This is a genomic window from Ramlibacter sp. P4_H7, assembly GCF_056400765.1.
This window is the reverse complement of the sequence record NZ_JBFUKP010000016.1, coordinates 38,850-52,744: the sequence shown is the minus strand read 5'-3', so window position 1 is coordinate 52,744 and position 13,895 is coordinate 38,850. Positions and strand designations below refer to the sequence as shown.

General features: G+C 71.8%; 13 protein-coding genes. 7 read left to right on the top strand and 6 right to left on the bottom strand.

Annotated elements, in window-relative coordinates; all coding sequences use genetic code 11:
* Positions 1-38: 38 nt before the first annotated feature.
* Positions 39-1,145: a substrate-binding domain-containing protein gene (locus tag AC1DSA_RS19535; protein WP_477892249.1), complete on the bottom strand. Its 1,107-nt coding sequence runs from the start codon at positions 1,143-1,145 to the stop codon at positions 39-41.
* A 103-nt stretch (positions 1,146-1,248) separates the two neighbouring features.
* On the opposite strand from AC1DSA_RS19535, the gene AC1DSA_RS19530 reads away from it, so the two are divergent.
* The 5 genes from AC1DSA_RS19530 to AC1DSA_RS19510 all read left to right on the top strand — a co-directional run bounded on the left by AC1DSA_RS19530 (position 1,249) and on the right by AC1DSA_RS19510 (position 5,558).
* A complete protein-coding gene (locus AC1DSA_RS19530) occupies positions 1,249-1,980 on the top strand; it encodes an ABC transporter permease (RefSeq protein WP_477892247.1) in 732 nt (243 codons plus the stop codon).
* A 37-nt stretch (positions 1,981-2,017) separates the two neighbouring features.
* Positions 2,018-2,716, top strand: a complete 699-nt coding sequence (locus AC1DSA_RS19525) for an ABC transporter ATP-binding protein (RefSeq protein WP_477892245.1) — start codon at positions 2,018-2,020, stop codon at positions 2,714-2,716.
* Positions 2,713-3,525 carry an ABC transporter substrate-binding protein gene (locus AC1DSA_RS19520; RefSeq protein ID WP_477892242.1) on the top strand — a complete coding sequence of 271 codons (813 nt, stop codon included), beginning with the start codon at positions 2,713-2,715 and terminating at the stop codon, positions 3,523-3,525. Before AC1DSA_RS19525 ends, AC1DSA_RS19520 begins: the two co-directional genes overlap by 4 nt.
* A 101-nt stretch (positions 3,526-3,626) precedes the next feature.
* Positions 3,627-3,944 (top strand): EthD family reductase, encoded by a 318-nt coding sequence (locus tag AC1DSA_RS19515; RefSeq protein WP_477892240.1) that lies wholly within the window; start codon positions 3,627-3,629, stop codon positions 3,942-3,944.
* 15 nt (positions 3,945-3,959) lie between these two features.
* Positions 3,960-5,558, top strand: coding sequence for an MFS transporter (locus AC1DSA_RS19510; RefSeq protein WP_477892238.1), 1,599 nt, complete (start codon positions 3,960-3,962; stop codon positions 5,556-5,558).
* Here the strand turns inward: AC1DSA_RS19510 and AC1DSA_RS19505 are convergent.
* The 5 genes from AC1DSA_RS19505 to AC1DSA_RS19485 form a co-directional block, all read right to left on the bottom strand.
* Entirely contained in the window at positions 5,529-7,112 is a 1,584-nt protein-coding gene (locus tag AC1DSA_RS19505; RefSeq protein WP_477892236.1) for an ABC transporter permease/substrate-binding protein, read from the bottom strand. The genes AC1DSA_RS19510 and AC1DSA_RS19505 overlap by 30 nt on opposite strands.
* 39 nt (positions 7,113-7,151) lie before the next feature.
* Positions 7,152-8,234: a molybdenum ABC transporter ATP-binding protein gene (gene modC / locus AC1DSA_RS19500; protein ID WP_477892234.1), complete on the bottom strand. Its 1,083-nt coding sequence runs from the start codon at positions 8,232-8,234 to the stop codon at positions 7,152-7,154.
* Positions 8,231-8,914: a molybdate ABC transporter permease subunit gene (gene modB, locus AC1DSA_RS19495; RefSeq protein ID WP_477892232.1), complete on the bottom strand. Its 684-nt coding sequence runs from the start codon at positions 8,912-8,914 to the stop codon at positions 8,231-8,233. Before modB ends, modC begins: the two co-directional genes overlap by 4 nt.
* A gap of 6 nt (positions 8,915-8,920) precedes the next feature.
* On the bottom strand, positions 8,921-9,664 hold the full coding sequence (modA, locus tag AC1DSA_RS19490; RefSeq protein ID WP_477892231.1) for a molybdate ABC transporter substrate-binding protein: 744 nt from the start codon (positions 9,662-9,664) through the stop codon (positions 8,921-8,923).
* 68 nt (positions 9,665-9,732) lie between these two features.
* Complete coding sequence (locus tag AC1DSA_RS19485; protein WP_477892229.1) at positions 9,733-10,851, bottom strand: helix-turn-helix domain-containing protein; 1,119 nt, start codon at positions 10,849-10,851, stop codon at positions 9,733-9,735.
* 173 nt (positions 10,852-11,024) lie between these two features.
* Here AC1DSA_RS19485 and AC1DSA_RS19480 point away from each other — a divergent pair, with 173 nt between their 5' ends.
* Complete coding sequence (locus AC1DSA_RS19480) at positions 11,025-11,498, top strand: (2Fe-2S)-binding protein (RefSeq protein ID WP_477892227.1); 474 nt, start codon at positions 11,025-11,027, stop codon at positions 11,496-11,498.
* 10 nt (positions 11,499-11,508) lie between these two features.
* Positions 11,509-13,887: a xanthine dehydrogenase family protein molybdopterin-binding subunit gene (locus AC1DSA_RS19475; protein WP_477892225.1), complete on the top strand. Its 2,379-nt coding sequence runs from the start codon at positions 11,509-11,511 to the stop codon at positions 13,885-13,887.
* Positions 13,888-13,895 lie beyond the last annotated feature (8 nt).

The window sequence follows — 13,895 nt, the reverse complement described above, 5'->3', positions numbered from 1 at the left end:
CCGAGCGCAGCGCATGCGCACCTCAGCGCATGCCATGCCTAGGCAGGCTTCGCGTTCTTCTTCGGCGGCAGGTTCCACCACGGCAGCAGCGCCCGCAGGCTCAGCACCTCGCCGCTGCGCCAGGGCGTGTAGCCGGGCAGGGCCGCGAGCTTGTCCTGCCAGGCCGGTTCCTGCAGCAGGCGGCGCAGGGTCGCGATCGGCGGCGCGTCCAGCGCTTCCTTCAGGCACACGAGGTAGTAGACCTCCTGCAGCAGCGGCACGAAGTCCAGGCCGCGCGCGCGGGCCGCGGCCTCGATGCCCAGCCCCGCGTCGGCGCTGCCGGACGCGATGGCCTGCGCCACGGCGGCGTGCGAAGGTTCGTCGCGCTCGTAACCGGACAGGTCCGACGCGGTGATGCCGTCGCGCTGCAGCAGCTCGTCGCACAGCAGGCGCGTGCCGCTGCCGCGCGGCCGGTTGACGAAGCGCGCCCGCCGGCGCACGACTTCACCCATGGACAGCAGGCGCAGTGGATTGCCCGGCGCAACGATCAGGCCCTGGCTGCGTTCGGCAAAGCCGATCAGCTTGTGCTGGCCCGGCTGCAGCAGCGGCTGGTAGCTGCGCTGGGCCTCGCTGCCCAGGCCCGGTTGCTGCGAGCTGTGGAAGCCGGCGAGCGTGCAGCGGCCTTCGTTGAGTGCCGCGATCGCATCGACGCTGCCGCAGAAGCGCACGTCCAGGTGCAGCTGCGCCTGCTGCACCGCATGGCCGCGCAACAGCGACAAGCCGTCGTCATGGCTCGCGAACAGCGTGAGCACCCGCGCGCCGTCGTCGAAGGCGACGGCGAAGGCGCGCTCCAGCTCGGCCTGCAGCGCCTCGATCTGCGGCGCGAGGCGCGCCTGCGCCTGCCGCTCGGCCCACAGCAGCTTCTCGCCGAACGGCGCGAGCCGTGCGCGCTGGCCCTTCTCCCAGACCAGCAGCGGATGGGCCAGCTGCGTTTCCCATCGCTTGAGCTCGCCCCACACGTGGCGGTAGGACAGGCCGAGGACCTTGGCGGCGCCGGAGATGGACCCTTGCTCCTGCACGGCGTGCAGCAGGTCCATCAGCGCGTTGCGCACCCAGCCGTCCTGGCGCCGCGCGCCGAAGTCGTACGAGAGTTCCACCTTGCGCATGGCGCGAAGTATGCGGCAGGGCCGCGCCCGCGCTATGCAGGGCCGTTCATAACTCGCAAGACCCGAGGGCGCAGTCCGCGGCGAACCCGTAGCATCGCGCACCATGAACACCTTTCAGGAGAGCTTCGCGCGCGCCATCGAGCTGGTGGCCGGTGCGGATCCCCTGCTGTTTTCCATCGTCGGGCGCTCGCTGGCCGTGAGCGGGCTCGCCAGCGCCATCGGTTGCGCGTTGGGTCTGGTGCTCGGCGCGTGGCTGGCGGTGACGCGCTTTCCCGCACGCGGCGCCCTGATCACCGTGCTCAACACCTTCCTCGCCGTGCCCTCGGTGGTGGTGGGCCTGGTGGTGTACCTGCTGTTGTCGCGCTCCGGCCCGCTGGGCGCGCTGGGCTGGCTGTTCTCCTTCCAGGCCATGGTGCTGGCGCAGGTGCTGCTGGTGCTGCCCGTGTGCACGGCGCTGACGCGGCAGGTGGTGGAGGACGCGGAGAAGGCCAACGGCGAACAGCTCGTTTCGCTGGGCGCGGGCGGCGCGCTGCGCAGCCTGCTGCTGGCCTTCGACGAGCGTTATGCGCTGCTGACCGTGCTGCTGGCCTGCTTCGGCCGCGCCATCTCGGAAGTGGGCGCGGTCATGATCGTCGGCGGCAACATCGAGGGCTTCACTCGGGTGATGACCACCGCGATCGCCCTGGAGACCAGCAAGGGCGACCTGCCGCTGGCGCTCGCCCTGGGCGTCGTGCTGCTCGCGGTGGTGCTGGCTCTGAACGCGCTGATCGCGCTGGTCACGCGCTGGCGGGGTGCGCATGCGGAAGGCGTCGTGCTGGCGGGGGCTCCGGCATGAAAGTCGCGCGCCGGCATCGCCTGCAGGAGCCGACCTGATGTCGGGCTGGGTGCAGCTGAGAGGCGTGGACCTGCGCTACGGCGCGGTGCATGCGCTGCAGGGCGTGGACCTGCGCATCGCCGCCGGTGAGCGGGTGGCGCTGATCGGCGCCAACGGCAGCGGCAAGAGCACGCTGCTGCGCGTGCTGCACGGCTTGCTGCGGCCCAGCTCGGGGTCGGTGCTGCGCGACGGCACCATGCGCCAGGCGATGGTGTTCCAGCGCCCCTTCGCGCTGCGCATGTCGGCGCTGTCCAACGTGGCGCTCGCCCTCTGGCTGCGCGGCACGCGCTGGAAGGCCGCGAAGGAGCAGGCGCTGCAGGCGCTGGGCCGGGTGGACCTCGCGGCCATCGCGCTGCGCAATGCACGCACGCTCTCGGGCGGCCAGCTGCAGCGCCTCGCCCTCGCGCGGGCCTGGAGCCTGCAGCCCGACGTGCTGCTGCTGGACGAACCCACGGCCAGCCTCGATCCGCACGCCAAGCGCGAGGTCGAGGCGCTGATGGCCGAATTCGCGGTCTGCGGCACCACTCTCGTGTTCGCCAGCCACAACCTCGGCCAGGTCAAGCGCCTCGCCACCCGGGTCGTCTACATGGAGCAGGGGCGCGTACTCGCCGACCTGCCCGTGCACGCCTTCTTCAACGGCCCGCTGGGGGAGACCTCGCGCGAGGCCGAGCTGTTCGTCAGGGGGGAATTGGGATGAATCTCGTGCGCCGCGCGCTCTGCGCCGCGACCATCGTCTTCGCTGCTGCCGGGAGCAGCTGGGCCCAGTCCAGCATCGTCATGGCGTCGACCACGTCCACCGAGCAGTCGGGGCTGTTCGGCCACCTGCTGCCGGAGTTCGCCCGGGCCACGGGTATCACCGTCAAGGTCGTCGCCGTCGGCACGGGGCAGGCCATCGACATGGCGCGCCGCGGCGACGCGGACGTGCTGTTCGTGCACGACCGCACCGCGGAGGACAAGTACGTCGCCGACGGCTTCGCGCCGAAGCGCTACCCCGTGATGTACAACGACTTCGTGCTGGTCGGCCCCAAGGCGGATCCCGCCGGCGTGAGGGGCGGCGACATCGTGGCGGCGCTCAAGAAGATCGCCGCCGCCAATGCCCCCTTCATCTCGCGCGGCGACAAGAGCGGGACCGACGCCGCGGAAAAGCGCTTCTGGACGCAGGCGGGACTGGCCAGCCGCGGAACGGGCTACAAGGAATGCGGCTGCGGCATGGGGCCCGCGCTCAACATCGGCGCGTCGAGCAGCGCCTACGTGCTGGCCGACCGCGGCACCTGGCTCAGTTTCAAGAACCGCGGCGACCTGGCCATCCTGGTGGAGGGGGACAAGCGCTTGTTCAACCAGTACGGCGTGATGCTGGTGAGCCCGCAGAAATTCCCGCACGTGAAGGCGGCCGAGGCGCAGAAGTTCATCGACTGGGTCACCTCGCCGGCCGGCCAGCAGGCGATCACCAGCTACAAGGTCAACGGCGAGCAGCTGTTCTTCCCCGACGCCGGCAGCGCCAACTGATCCCCGCGCGGCCTCGCGCACTTCCTCCCCCCTGCGGGTGCGGGCAACCCCCATCCGGCGGCGGCCGGACTATGCTGGCGCCTCCGCAGCGAGGAGACGCCATGATCAAGTTCCACGTCCTGTACCCGCGCACCGAAGGCGGCCGCTTCGACCACGACTACTACCGCGACAAGCACATGCCCATGGTGGCGCAGAAGCTGGGCAGTGCGTGCCGGTCCTACGAAATCGACAGGGGGCTGGCCGGCGGCGCGCCGGGGGCGCCTTCGCCCTACCACGCGGCTTGCAGCATCACCTGCGACTCGCTGGAAAGCCTGCAGCAGGCCATGGCGCCGCACGGAAAGGCGATCAGGGCGGACCTGCCCAACTACACCGATGCGCAGCCGGTGGTGTGGATCAGCGAGGTGGTGGAGCCCCGCTGAGGCCGCCGTGCCGCCATGACGCTCGCGAGCCGGCTGCCCTGTGACCAGGCGCTGCTGCGCGGGGGCGCGGCCGAGGCGCCCTGCGGTCCCGCGCAGCAGCGCTGGGTGCTGGCGGCGTCCATCCTGGGATCGAGCCTGGCCTTCGTCGACGGCACCGTCGTCAACGTCGCGCTGCCCGCGATCCAGCGCGACCTGCACGCTTCAGTCGGGCAGGCGCAATGGGTGGTGGAATCCTATGCGCTGCTGCTCGCATCGCTGCTGCTGGTCGGCGGCGCGCTGGGCGACCGCTTCGGCCGGCGGCGCATCTTCCTGCTCGGCGTGGCCGTCTTCGCGGCGGCTTCCATCGCCTGCGCGCTGTCGCCCACGGTCCACTGGCTGATCGCGATGCGCGCGCTGCAGGGCGTCGGTGCGGCGCTGCTGGTGCCCGGCAGCCTGGCGCTGATCAGCGCCTCGTTCGACGAACAGGAGCGCGGCCGCGCGTTCGGCACCTGGGCGGCCTGGAGCGGCGTGGCCTCGGCGATCGGACCGCTGCTGGGCGGCTACCTGATCGACCGCTTCTCCTGGGCCTGGGCCTTCGCGGTCAACGTGCCGTTGGCGGCGCTGTTGCTGGCGATGACCTGGAGACACGTTCCGGAAAGCCGCCGTGCCGATGCGGCGCGGCTCGACGCACCCGGTGCCGTGCTGGCGACGCTCGGGCTCGCCGGCGGCGTGTTCTTCTTCACCGAGGCGCCGGCGCGAGGCTGGGGCGCTATACCGGTGCTGCTCGCGCTGGCCGTCGCAGTGGTCGCGCTGGTCGCGTTCTTCCTCGTGGAGCGGGCCCGCTCCGCGCCCATGCTGCCGCTGGCGCTGCTGCGCGAGCGCAATTTCGCCGGCGCCAACCTGCTGACGCTGCTGCTCTATGCGGCCCTCGGGGGCGGGCTGTTCTTCCTGCCGCTGAACATGATCCAGGTGCAGGGCTGGTCCGCGACGGCCGCGGGCGCGGCGCTGCTGCCCTTCATCCTGGTCATGTTCCTGCTCTCGCGCTGGTCCGGCGGTCTGGTGGACCGGCGCGGTGCCCGCCTGCCCTTGATCGTGGGTCCGCTGGTCGCCGCAGCCGGCTTCGCGCTGCTCGCGTGGCCGGGCCGGGGCGCCAGCTACTGGACCGGCTTCCTGCCCGGCGTCGCGGTGCTGGGTTTGGGCATGGCGATCACCGCTGCACCGCTGACCACGACCGTGATGAACGCCGTGCCGGCCAACGCCTCGGGCACCGCGTCCGGGATCAACAACGCCTTGTCGCGCGTGGCGGGTGTGCTGGCGATCGCGGTGTTCGGTGCGCTGATGGCCGCCGTGTTCGGGCCGCACCTGCGGGGCGCGTTGTCGGCCGCCGGCGTGCCGGCCGACCTGGCCGCGCAGGTGTGGCAGCAACGCGACCGCCTCGCGGCCATCACTCTCCCGCCCGGGAGCGCCGACGCAGCGGCGCAGGCGGTGCGCGGCGCGGTGCAGGACGCCTTCGTGGCCGGCTACCGCTGGATCATGGGCGTGAGCGCTGCGCTGGCCCTGGCGAGCGCCGCCGTGGCCGCGCTGTGGGTGGACAAGCAGGGCGGATCAACCGCCGCCGGGGCCCGGGCGCGGTGAGTCCGCGGCGCCCGCCTGGCCGCGGCGCAGCCAGCGTTCGATGCCGTCGAACAGCCACTGCGTGAGCAGCGCCAGCACCGCCGCGGGCACTGCCCCGGCCAGCATGAAGGCGGTGTCGTTGACGGCGAGGCCGGCGACGATGCGCTCGCCCAGTCCGCCGGCGCCGATGAAGGTGGCGACCGTGGCCATGCCGACGTTCCATACGGCCGCCGTCTTGATGCCGGCGAAGATCGCGGGCGCCGCCAGCGGCAGTTCGACCGCGCGCAGCACCTGCCCATCGCGCAGGCCCAGGGCAAGCCCCGCCTGGCGCATGCCCTGCGACAGCGAGGCGAGCCCGGCATGCGTGTTGCGCACGATGGGCAGCAGGGCGTAGACGGACAGCGCGAGCAGCGCGGGCACGAAGCCGATGGCGCCCACGATCGCGATCAGGAAGGCGAGCAGCGCGAGCGAGGGCACGGTCTGCACCACGCCCACCCCTCCCATCAGCAGGCCGGAGATGCGCGGAATGCGGTGCGCCAGCACGCCCAGCGGCACGCCGATCACCACCGCGATCGCCAGCGAGGCGAACACCAGCGTCAGGTGTTCGCGCAGCAGGCGCGGCAGGTCGGGGGCCAGCAGCCGCTCGAGGAAGCCGGGGCGTGTGCGCGGTCCGGCCGCGGGTGCGGCGGATGCAGCGGGTGTCGCGGCGGATGCCGCCTTGCCCCCCGCCAGGAAATCGCGCGCCACCGCTTCGAACGAGCGGCCGTCGATCTCCACCTCCGCGTTCATGGCCTGCATCGCGCGGTCGTCGATGCGCTGGGTGAGCGCGGCGGCCAGCGGGCGTTCGTCGAGCTGCGCGCGCATCAGCAGCACCGCGTCGTAGCGGGGGAAGAAGGCGCGGTCGTCGCGCAGCACGCGCAGCTTCAGCCGCGCGATCTGCGCGTCGGTCGTGTACGCATCGACCACGTCCACCTGGCCCTGCGCGAGCGCCTGGTACGCGAGGCCGTGGTCCAGTCCGCTGCCGGGCGTGCGCTGGATGCCGTAGGCGCGCTGCAGCGCCGGCCAGCCGTCGGCGCGCACCTGGAATTCGTGCGACAGCCCCAGCCGCAGGGGCGCGGTGCTGCGCGCCAGGTCGGAGATCGTGGCGATGCCCAGGCGCTGCGCGTCGGCTTCGCGCATCGCCAGCGCGTAGCTGTTGTTGAAGCCCAGGGGCACCGCCGCCTTCAGTCCCCTTGGCGCCAGCCAGGCGTTGAGTTCTTCGAGCGACGGCGAACCGTCCTTCTTCAGCAGCTCGCGCACGATGGTCCCGGTGTATTCCGGGTAGACCGCGATACTGCCGGTGGCCAGGGCCTGCTCCATCACCGCGGTGTTGCCCAGGCCTTGCCGGTGCTGCGCCGGCACGCCCGCCTGCACCAGGGCCTGGCGCGCCAGCTCGCCGAGGATGTAGCTCTCGGTGAAGCGCTTGGAGCCGACGACGACCGGCTCGGCCGCCTGCGCGCCCGCGCAGGTCGCGAGCAGCGCGTACAGCGCGCAGCGCAGCGCGCGGGCGAGGAAGGGAAGGGGGACCGCGCTCATGGACAGGCCGCAGTATCCGCGAACCCGCGCCCCTGCGCCTCAGGACACCAGCGCCGCCGATTTCACCTGCGCCCAGGCCGCGCTGCCTTCGCGCAGCTGCAGCGTGTCCACCGCCCGCGCCGTGATGCGCGCGAGCAGCAGCGTGGACCCGCAGGCCAGCTGCACCAGCGCCTGCGAGGGATGTCCCGCCGGAACGATGGCGCGCACCGTGCAGGCCAGCACGTTCTGGATGCTGCTGAGCTCGGGCGGCGCCAGGGCCAGGCTCACGTCGCGGGCCAGCACGCGCACGCGCACCTCGCGGCCGACCGGCAGGCCCGCGTCGGCGATCCACAAGGCGCCGCCGTCGAAGCGCACCTGGGCCAGCTGCCAGCGCGCGTCGCGTTCGCTGATCGCGCCATGCAGCAGCGCGGCGGCTTCCTCGCCCGGCACCGCGGGCAGGTCGATCCGTGCCAGGGTTTCCGCCAGCGGCCCGGAGGCCTGCACCGAGCCGGCATCCATCAGGACCAGGTGGTCGGCCAGCCGCGCGACCTCGTCGCCCGAGTGCGTGACGTACAGCATGGGCACGCGCAGTTCGTCGCGCAGCCGTTCCAGCCAGGGCAGGATCTCCTGCCGGCGCGCGGGGTCCACGGCCGCCAGCGGTTCGTCCAGCAACAGCAGGCGCGGCTGGGTGGCCAGCGCGCGCGCGATCGCCACCCGCTGGCGTTCGCCGCCGGACAGCTGGTGCGGACGACGGGCCAGCAGCGGGGCGATGCCGAGCAGGTCGATCAGCGCCTCCAGGTCGACGGCGGCCCCCGCCGCGCCCGCGCGCCTGCGCCCGAAGTCGAGGTTGCCGCGCACGTCCAGGTGGTCGAACAGGCTGGCTTCCTGGAACACGTAGCCGAGCGGCCGTTTCCATGGCGGCATGAACACGCCTCGCCCGGTGTCCTGCCAGGTCTCCCCGGCGATGCGCACCTGCGCTTCGGGCGCGCGCTCGAGCCCGGCGACGCATCGCAGCAGCGTGGTCTTGCCGGAACCCGAGGGCCCGTAGACCGCCGTGATGCCGCGCGCGGGCAGCACCAGGTCCAGGTCGAGGGTGAAGCCCGGCCGCGGCAGTCGCACGCGCAGCGCGATCGGCTCGCTCATCCCAGCACCCGCGTGCTGCGGCGGTTCAGGCGGGCCAGCGCCAGCAGCACGACGAAGGAGAACAGCACCATGCCCGCCGACAGCCAGTGCGCCTGGGTGTATTCCAGCGCCTCGACGTGGCCGTAGATCTGGGTGGACACCACCCGCGTCTGCTCGGGGATGTTGCCGCCGATCATCAGCACCACGCCGAACTCGCCCACCGTGTGCGCGAAGCTCAGCACCGCCGCCTGCACGATGCCGCCGCGCGCCAGTGGCAGCACCACGTGGAAGAAGCTGTCCAGGGGCCCGGCGCGCAGCATGGCCGCCGCTTCCAGCGGCCGGCGCCCCACGCCCTCGAACGCGGTCTGCAGCGGCTGCACCGCGAACGGCAGCGAATAGAGCACCGACCCGAGCAGCAGGCCGCCGAAGGTGAAGGGCAGCAGGCCCAGGCCCAGCGCCTGCGTCAGTTGGCTGCCCCAGCCGCGCGGCCCGAAGGCCACCAGCAGGTAGAAGCCCAGGACGGTGGGCGGCAGCACCAGGGGCAGGGCGACCACCGCGCTGACCGCACCGCGCCAGCGCGAGGGCGTGCGCGCGAGCCACCAGGCCAGCGGCGCCGCCAGCACCAGCAGGACCGCGGTGGTGCAGGTCGCCAGCTGGAAGGTGAGCCAGAGGGCCTGGAGGTCGCCGGCGCGGAAGTCCATGCGGTCCTAGAGGCCGTAGCCCGCGTCGCGCAGGACCGCCCGCGCCGCATCGCCACGCAGGTAGGCGAGGAAGGCAGCCGCCGCTTCATTGCGTGCGCCGCGGACCAGCAGCGCGGCGTCCTGCCGGATCGGCGCGTGGGCCTGCCCGGGAACGATCCAGCCGGAGCCCCGGGCGATGCGGCCCTGTTCGACGACCTGCGAGAGGGCGACGAAGCCGATGCGCGCGTTGCCGCTGGCGACGAACTGGTGCGCCTGCGCGATGTTCTCCGCCTGCACCAGGTGCGGCTGCCACGCCGCCAGCACGCCCAGGCCCTGCAGCGTTTCGACCGCGGCGCGGCCGTAGGGGGCGACCCGCGCGTCCGCGATGGCGAGCTTGCCGACCGGGGGCTGGCGCAGCAGATCGCCGCGCGGATCCACCACGCCGGCCTGCGCGCTCCACAGGACCAGCCGGCCGACCGCATAGGTGAAGCGGCTGCCGGCGACCGCGAGGCCCTCGGACTCGAGCTTCGCCGGCGTCTCCTGGTCCGCCGCGAGCAGCACCTCGAACGGCGCGCCGTTGCGGACCTGCGCGTAGAAGCGGCCGGTGGAACCCAGCGCGATCACCGCGCGATGGCCACTGTCGCGGGCAAAGCCGTCGGCGATCTTCTGGATGGCCGGGCCCAGGTTGGCCGCCGCGGCCACCTGCACCTGGCCGGCGCGGGCGCCCAGCGCGGCCAGCAAGGCGACGAGGAAGAGGAGGGCGCGCGGCATGGACACGGTCGAGCAGGAAGCTGACCGCGAGTATAGGAAGGAGGGGCGCGCGGCGGGCGCCGCGGGGCTCAGGCCTTGGCGGGCGGCTTCTGCGACAGCTTGCGGTAGACGGTGGCGCGGCTGATGCCCAGCACCCGCGCGGCCTCCATCACGTTGCCGCGCGCGTCGCTCACGGCCTTGCGGATGAGCGCGATCTCGACGTCGCGCAGCGGCACGCGGCCGGGGCGGGCCTCGCCCGCCGGCTGGGCCAGGCAGGACAGGCGCAGTCCCGACCACAGGGGCACTTCGGTGGGCGCCTGCTCGGCGTGCCGCGCCAGGTCGTACAGCGGTTCCCAGGGCTGGGCGAACAGCTCGCTGCAGTGCACCGGGCCCTGCATCGCGCCGGAGAGACCCGCGACCATCTGGCGCGCGGCGCCGTTGCTGCCCATGACCCAGCCGTCACCGTCCAGCACGACCAGGCCGTCGTCGTCGTCACCCAGCAGGCGGCCCGGCCAGTTCAGTCGCAGCACCAGCCGGTGCGCGCGCGCCAGCGTCAGGGCGTTCTCGATGCTGCGCGCCGACTGCGAGACCAGGTGCTTGAGCTCGGGCCGCTCGGCGGCATCGATGCCGGTGAGGTCCAGCATGCCGACGCACTGGCCGTCGGGGCCGAACAGGGGGGCGCCGGCGCAGCTGTAGCAGCTGGTGTCCTGGAAGAAATGTTCGCCGCGGTGCAGCCACACCGGCTGCAGTTCGGACAGGGCGGCGCCGATGGCGGTGGTGCCCACGCTGCGTTCCGACAGGTCCACCCCGATGCGGGTGATCACGGCCGCCCGCGGATCGCTGCGGTCGATGGGCCCGTGGGCGTCGATCACCACGCCGTTCTGGTTGGTCAGGATGGCGAAGTAGCGCGTGCTGGCGATCGCCCGGCCCAGCTGTTCCAGCACCGGGCGGGCGGCGGTCACCAGCAGGTGGTTGGCCTCCTCGGTGCGGCGCGCCTGCTGCTCGGGCACCAGTTCGAAGCCCACGCGTTCCGTGGGGCGCTGGCCGCCCTCCAGGCAGCGGCGCCACGAGCGTTCGATCCAGGTCGCGTCATACCAGCCATGGACCAGCACTTCGGTCATGGTACGGCCTTCCTGCATGACGGCCTGGCGTGCGCGCTCGATCTGCAGCAGCCGGTTTTGCGCGCTGCTGGCGGGCGGAACGTTCATGGAAGCGCTCCTTTGTCTCCTGGCGGGCAGTGTCGACGCACTGCCCGTGCCCGCATTGTTCCATTTTGAGAATTTCGCGCCAGCGCAGATTGCAACCTAGGGTTTCGCCTAGGGAGGGCGCGGAGGGGCAATTCAACAATGCCCTCCCCGGCCCCACTCTGGAGACACAAGACATGCTGGTATCACTGAAGGTCAATGGGAAGGCGGCGAGCATCGACGTCCCCCCGAACACGCTGCTGGTCACGGCCATCCGGGAGCACCTGAAGCTGACGGGCACCCACGTGGGTTGCGACACCGCCCAGTGCGGCGCCTGCACCGTCCTGGTCAACGGCCGCGCCGTCAAGAGCTGCAACACCCTCGCCGCCCAGCATCCGGGCGCCGAGATCACCACCATCGAGGGCATGGCCCAGCCCGACGGCACCATGCACCCGATGCAGGCGGCGTTCAAGGAGTGCCACGGCCTGCAGTGCGGCTTCTGCACCCCCGGCATGGTGATGAGCGCGGTGGACCTGTGCCAGCGCCACCCGAACGCCAGCGAAGGCGAGATCCGCGAGCAGCTCGAGGGCAACCTGTGCCGCTGCACCGGCTACCAGAACATCGTGAAGGCCGTGCAGCAGGCCCAGTCGGCCATGGCCGGCAAGGCCTGAGGAGAACGCCATGGGTGCCAACGACACATTCGCCAAGCTGCCGCACATCGGGGAATCGTTCCGCCGCAAGGAGGACTACCGCTTCCTGACCGGCGCCGGCCAGTACACCGACGACATCAACCTGCCGAACCAGCGCTACGCCGTGTTCGTGCGCTCGCCGCATGCGCACGCGGCGATCAAGTCCATCGACACGTCGCGCGCCGAGGCCATGCCCGGCGTCGCCAAGGTGTTCACCGGCAAGGACATCGAGGGCAAGATGGGCGGGCTGCCCTGCGGCTGGCTGATCACCAGCACCGACGGCACGCCCATGAAGGAGCCGCCGCATCCGGTGCTGGCGCAGGGCAAGGTGCGCTACGTCGGCGACCACGTCGCGATGGTGGTGGCCGACACGCTGGAGCAGGCGCGCGATGCCGCCGAGGCGGTGGACGTGGACTACGACGTGCTGCCCGCCGTGGTGGACGTGCGCGACGCGGCCAAGGCCACGGCGCTGCACGACATCGCTCCCGACAACCACGTCTACAAGTGGGCGATCGGCGACAAGGCGCAGGTGGACGCGGTGTTCGCCAAGGCCGCCAAGGTCTCGAAGATCGACCTGACGAACAACCGGCTGATCCCGAACGCGCTGGAGCCGCGCGCCGCCATCGGCAGCTACAGCCGCGCGAACGACGAGTACACCCTGTACGTCGCCAACCAGAACCCGCACGTCGAGCGCCTGCTGATGACGGCCTTCGTGCTGGGCCTGCCCGAGCACAAGGTGCGCGTGATCGCCCCCGACGTCGGCGGCGGCTTCGGCTCCAAGATCTTCCTGTATGCCGAAGACGTCGCGCTGACCTGGGCCGCCAAGCAGCTCAATTGCGCGATCAAGTGGACGGCCGACCGCAGCGAGTCCTTCCTGTCCGACGCCCACGGCCGCGACCACGTGTCGCATGCCGAGATGGCGATGGACAGCCAGGGCAAGTTCCTCGCGCTGCGCGTGCACACGGACGCCAACCTCGGCGCCTACCTGTCGACCTTCGCGACGGCCGTGCCGACCATCCTGTACGCCACGCTGCTGGCGGGCCAGTACACGACGCCGCAGATCTACGTGGAAGTGGACGCCTGGTTCACCAACACCGCGCCGGTCGATGCCTACCGCGGCGCCGGCCGGCCCGAGGCGACCTACCTGCTGGAGCGCCTGGTCACGCGCTGTGCCTGGGACCTGGGCCTGCCGCAGGACGAGATCCGCGAGCGCAACTTCATCTCGCAGTTCCCGTACCAGACCCCGGTGGCGCTGCAGTACGACACCGGCGACTACCACGGCGCGCTGTTCAAGGCGAATGCGCTGGCCGACGTCAAGGGCTTCGAGCAGCGCCGCAAGGCCAGCGAGGCAAAGGGCCTCAAGCGCGGCATGGGCTACAGCAGCTACATCGAGGCCTGCGGCATCGCGCCGTCGAACATCGCCGGTGCGCTCGGTGCGCGCGCCGGCCTGTTCGAATGCGGCGAGATCCGCGTCCACCCGACCGGCAGCGTCACGGTGTTCACCGGCTCGCACAGCCACGGCCAGGGCCACGAGACCACCTTCGCGCAGGTCGTCGCGGCGCGGCTGGGCATCCCGGTCGAGAACGTCGACGTGGTGCACGGCGACACCGGCCGCGTGCCCTTCGGCATGGGGACCTACGGCTCGCGCTCGATCAGCGTCGGCGGCGCGGCGATCATGAAGGCCCTGGACAAGATCGAGACCAAGGCCAAGAAGATCGCGGCGCACCTGATGGAAGCGGGCGATGGCGACGTCGAGTTCAGCAACGGCGAGTTCCGCATCAAGGGCACCGACAAGAAGGTGACCTTCGGCCAGGTCGCGCTGACCGCCTACGTGCCGCACAACTACCCGCTGGACAAGCTGGAGCCGGGCCTGAACGAGACCGCGTTCTACGACCCGACCAACTTCACCTTCCCGGCCGGCACCTACATCTGCGAGGTGGAGGTCGATCCGGCCACCGGCGTGGTGCGCGTCGACCGCTTCACGGCGGTGGACGACTTCGGCACCATCATCAACCCGATGATCGTGGAAGGGCAGGTGCACGGCGGGGTGGGGCAGGGCATCGGCCAGGCGCTGCTGGAGCAGTGCGTGTACGACAAGGACAGCGGCCAGCTGCTGACCGGCTCCTTCATGGACTACGCCATGCCGCGCGCCGACGACTTCCCCACCTTCAAGCTGGACACGGTGTGCACGCCGTGCACGCACAACCCGCTGGGCACCAAGGGCTGCGGCGAGGCCGGCGCGATCGGCTCGCCGCCGGCGGTGATCAATGCGGTGCTGGATGCGCTGAAGGACCTGGGCGTCAAGGACATCGACATGCCGGCCACGCCCAGCCGCGTCTGGGAAGCCCTCCAGGCCGCGAAGAAGCCCTGAACGCAACG

Excerpts from the sequence above, each read along its gene's own strand:
- AC1DSA_RS19535 (WP_477892249.1), bottom strand. The coding sequence starts at position 1,145 with ATGCGCAAGGTGGAACTCTCGTACGACTTCGGCGCGCGGCGCCAGGAC.
- AC1DSA_RS19530 (WP_477892247.1), top strand. The coding sequence starts at position 1,249 with ATGAACACCTTTCAGGAGAGCTTCGCGCGCGCCATCGAGCTGGTGGCC.
- AC1DSA_RS19525 (WP_477892245.1), top strand. The coding sequence starts at position 2,018 with ATGTCGGGCTGGGTGCAGCTGAGAGGCGTGGACCTGCGCTACGGCGCG.
- AC1DSA_RS19520 (WP_477892242.1), top strand. The coding sequence starts at position 2,713 with ATGAATCTCGTGCGCCGCGCGCTCTGCGCCGCGACCATCGTCTTCGCT.
- AC1DSA_RS19515 (WP_477892240.1), top strand. The coding sequence starts at position 3,627 with ATGATCAAGTTCCACGTCCTGTACCCGCGCACCGAAGGCGGCCGCTTC.
- AC1DSA_RS19510 (WP_477892238.1), top strand. The coding sequence starts at position 3,960 with ATGACGCTCGCGAGCCGGCTGCCCTGTGACCAGGCGCTGCTGCGCGGG.
- AC1DSA_RS19505 (WP_477892236.1), bottom strand. The coding sequence starts at position 7,112 with ATGAGCGCGGTCCCCCTTCCCTTCCTCGCCCGCGCGCTGCGCTGCGCG.
- modC (WP_477892234.1), bottom strand. The coding sequence starts at position 8,234 with ATGAGCGAGCCGATCGCGCTGCGCGTGCGACTGCCGCGGCCGGGCTTC.
- modB (WP_477892232.1), bottom strand. The coding sequence starts at position 8,914 with ATGGACTTCCGCGCCGGCGACCTCCAGGCCCTCTGGCTCACCTTCCAG.
- modA (WP_477892231.1), bottom strand. The coding sequence starts at position 9,664 with ATGCCGCGCGCCCTCCTCTTCCTCGTCGCCTTGCTGGCCGCGCTGGGC.
- AC1DSA_RS19485 (WP_477892229.1), bottom strand. The coding sequence starts at position 10,851 with ATGAACGTTCCGCCCGCCAGCAGCGCGCAAAACCGGCTGCTGCAGATC.
- AC1DSA_RS19480 (WP_477892227.1), top strand. The coding sequence starts at position 11,025 with ATGCTGGTATCACTGAAGGTCAATGGGAAGGCGGCGAGCATCGACGTC.
- AC1DSA_RS19475 (WP_477892225.1), top strand. The coding sequence starts at position 11,509 with ATGGGTGCCAACGACACATTCGCCAAGCTGCCGCACATCGGGGAATCG.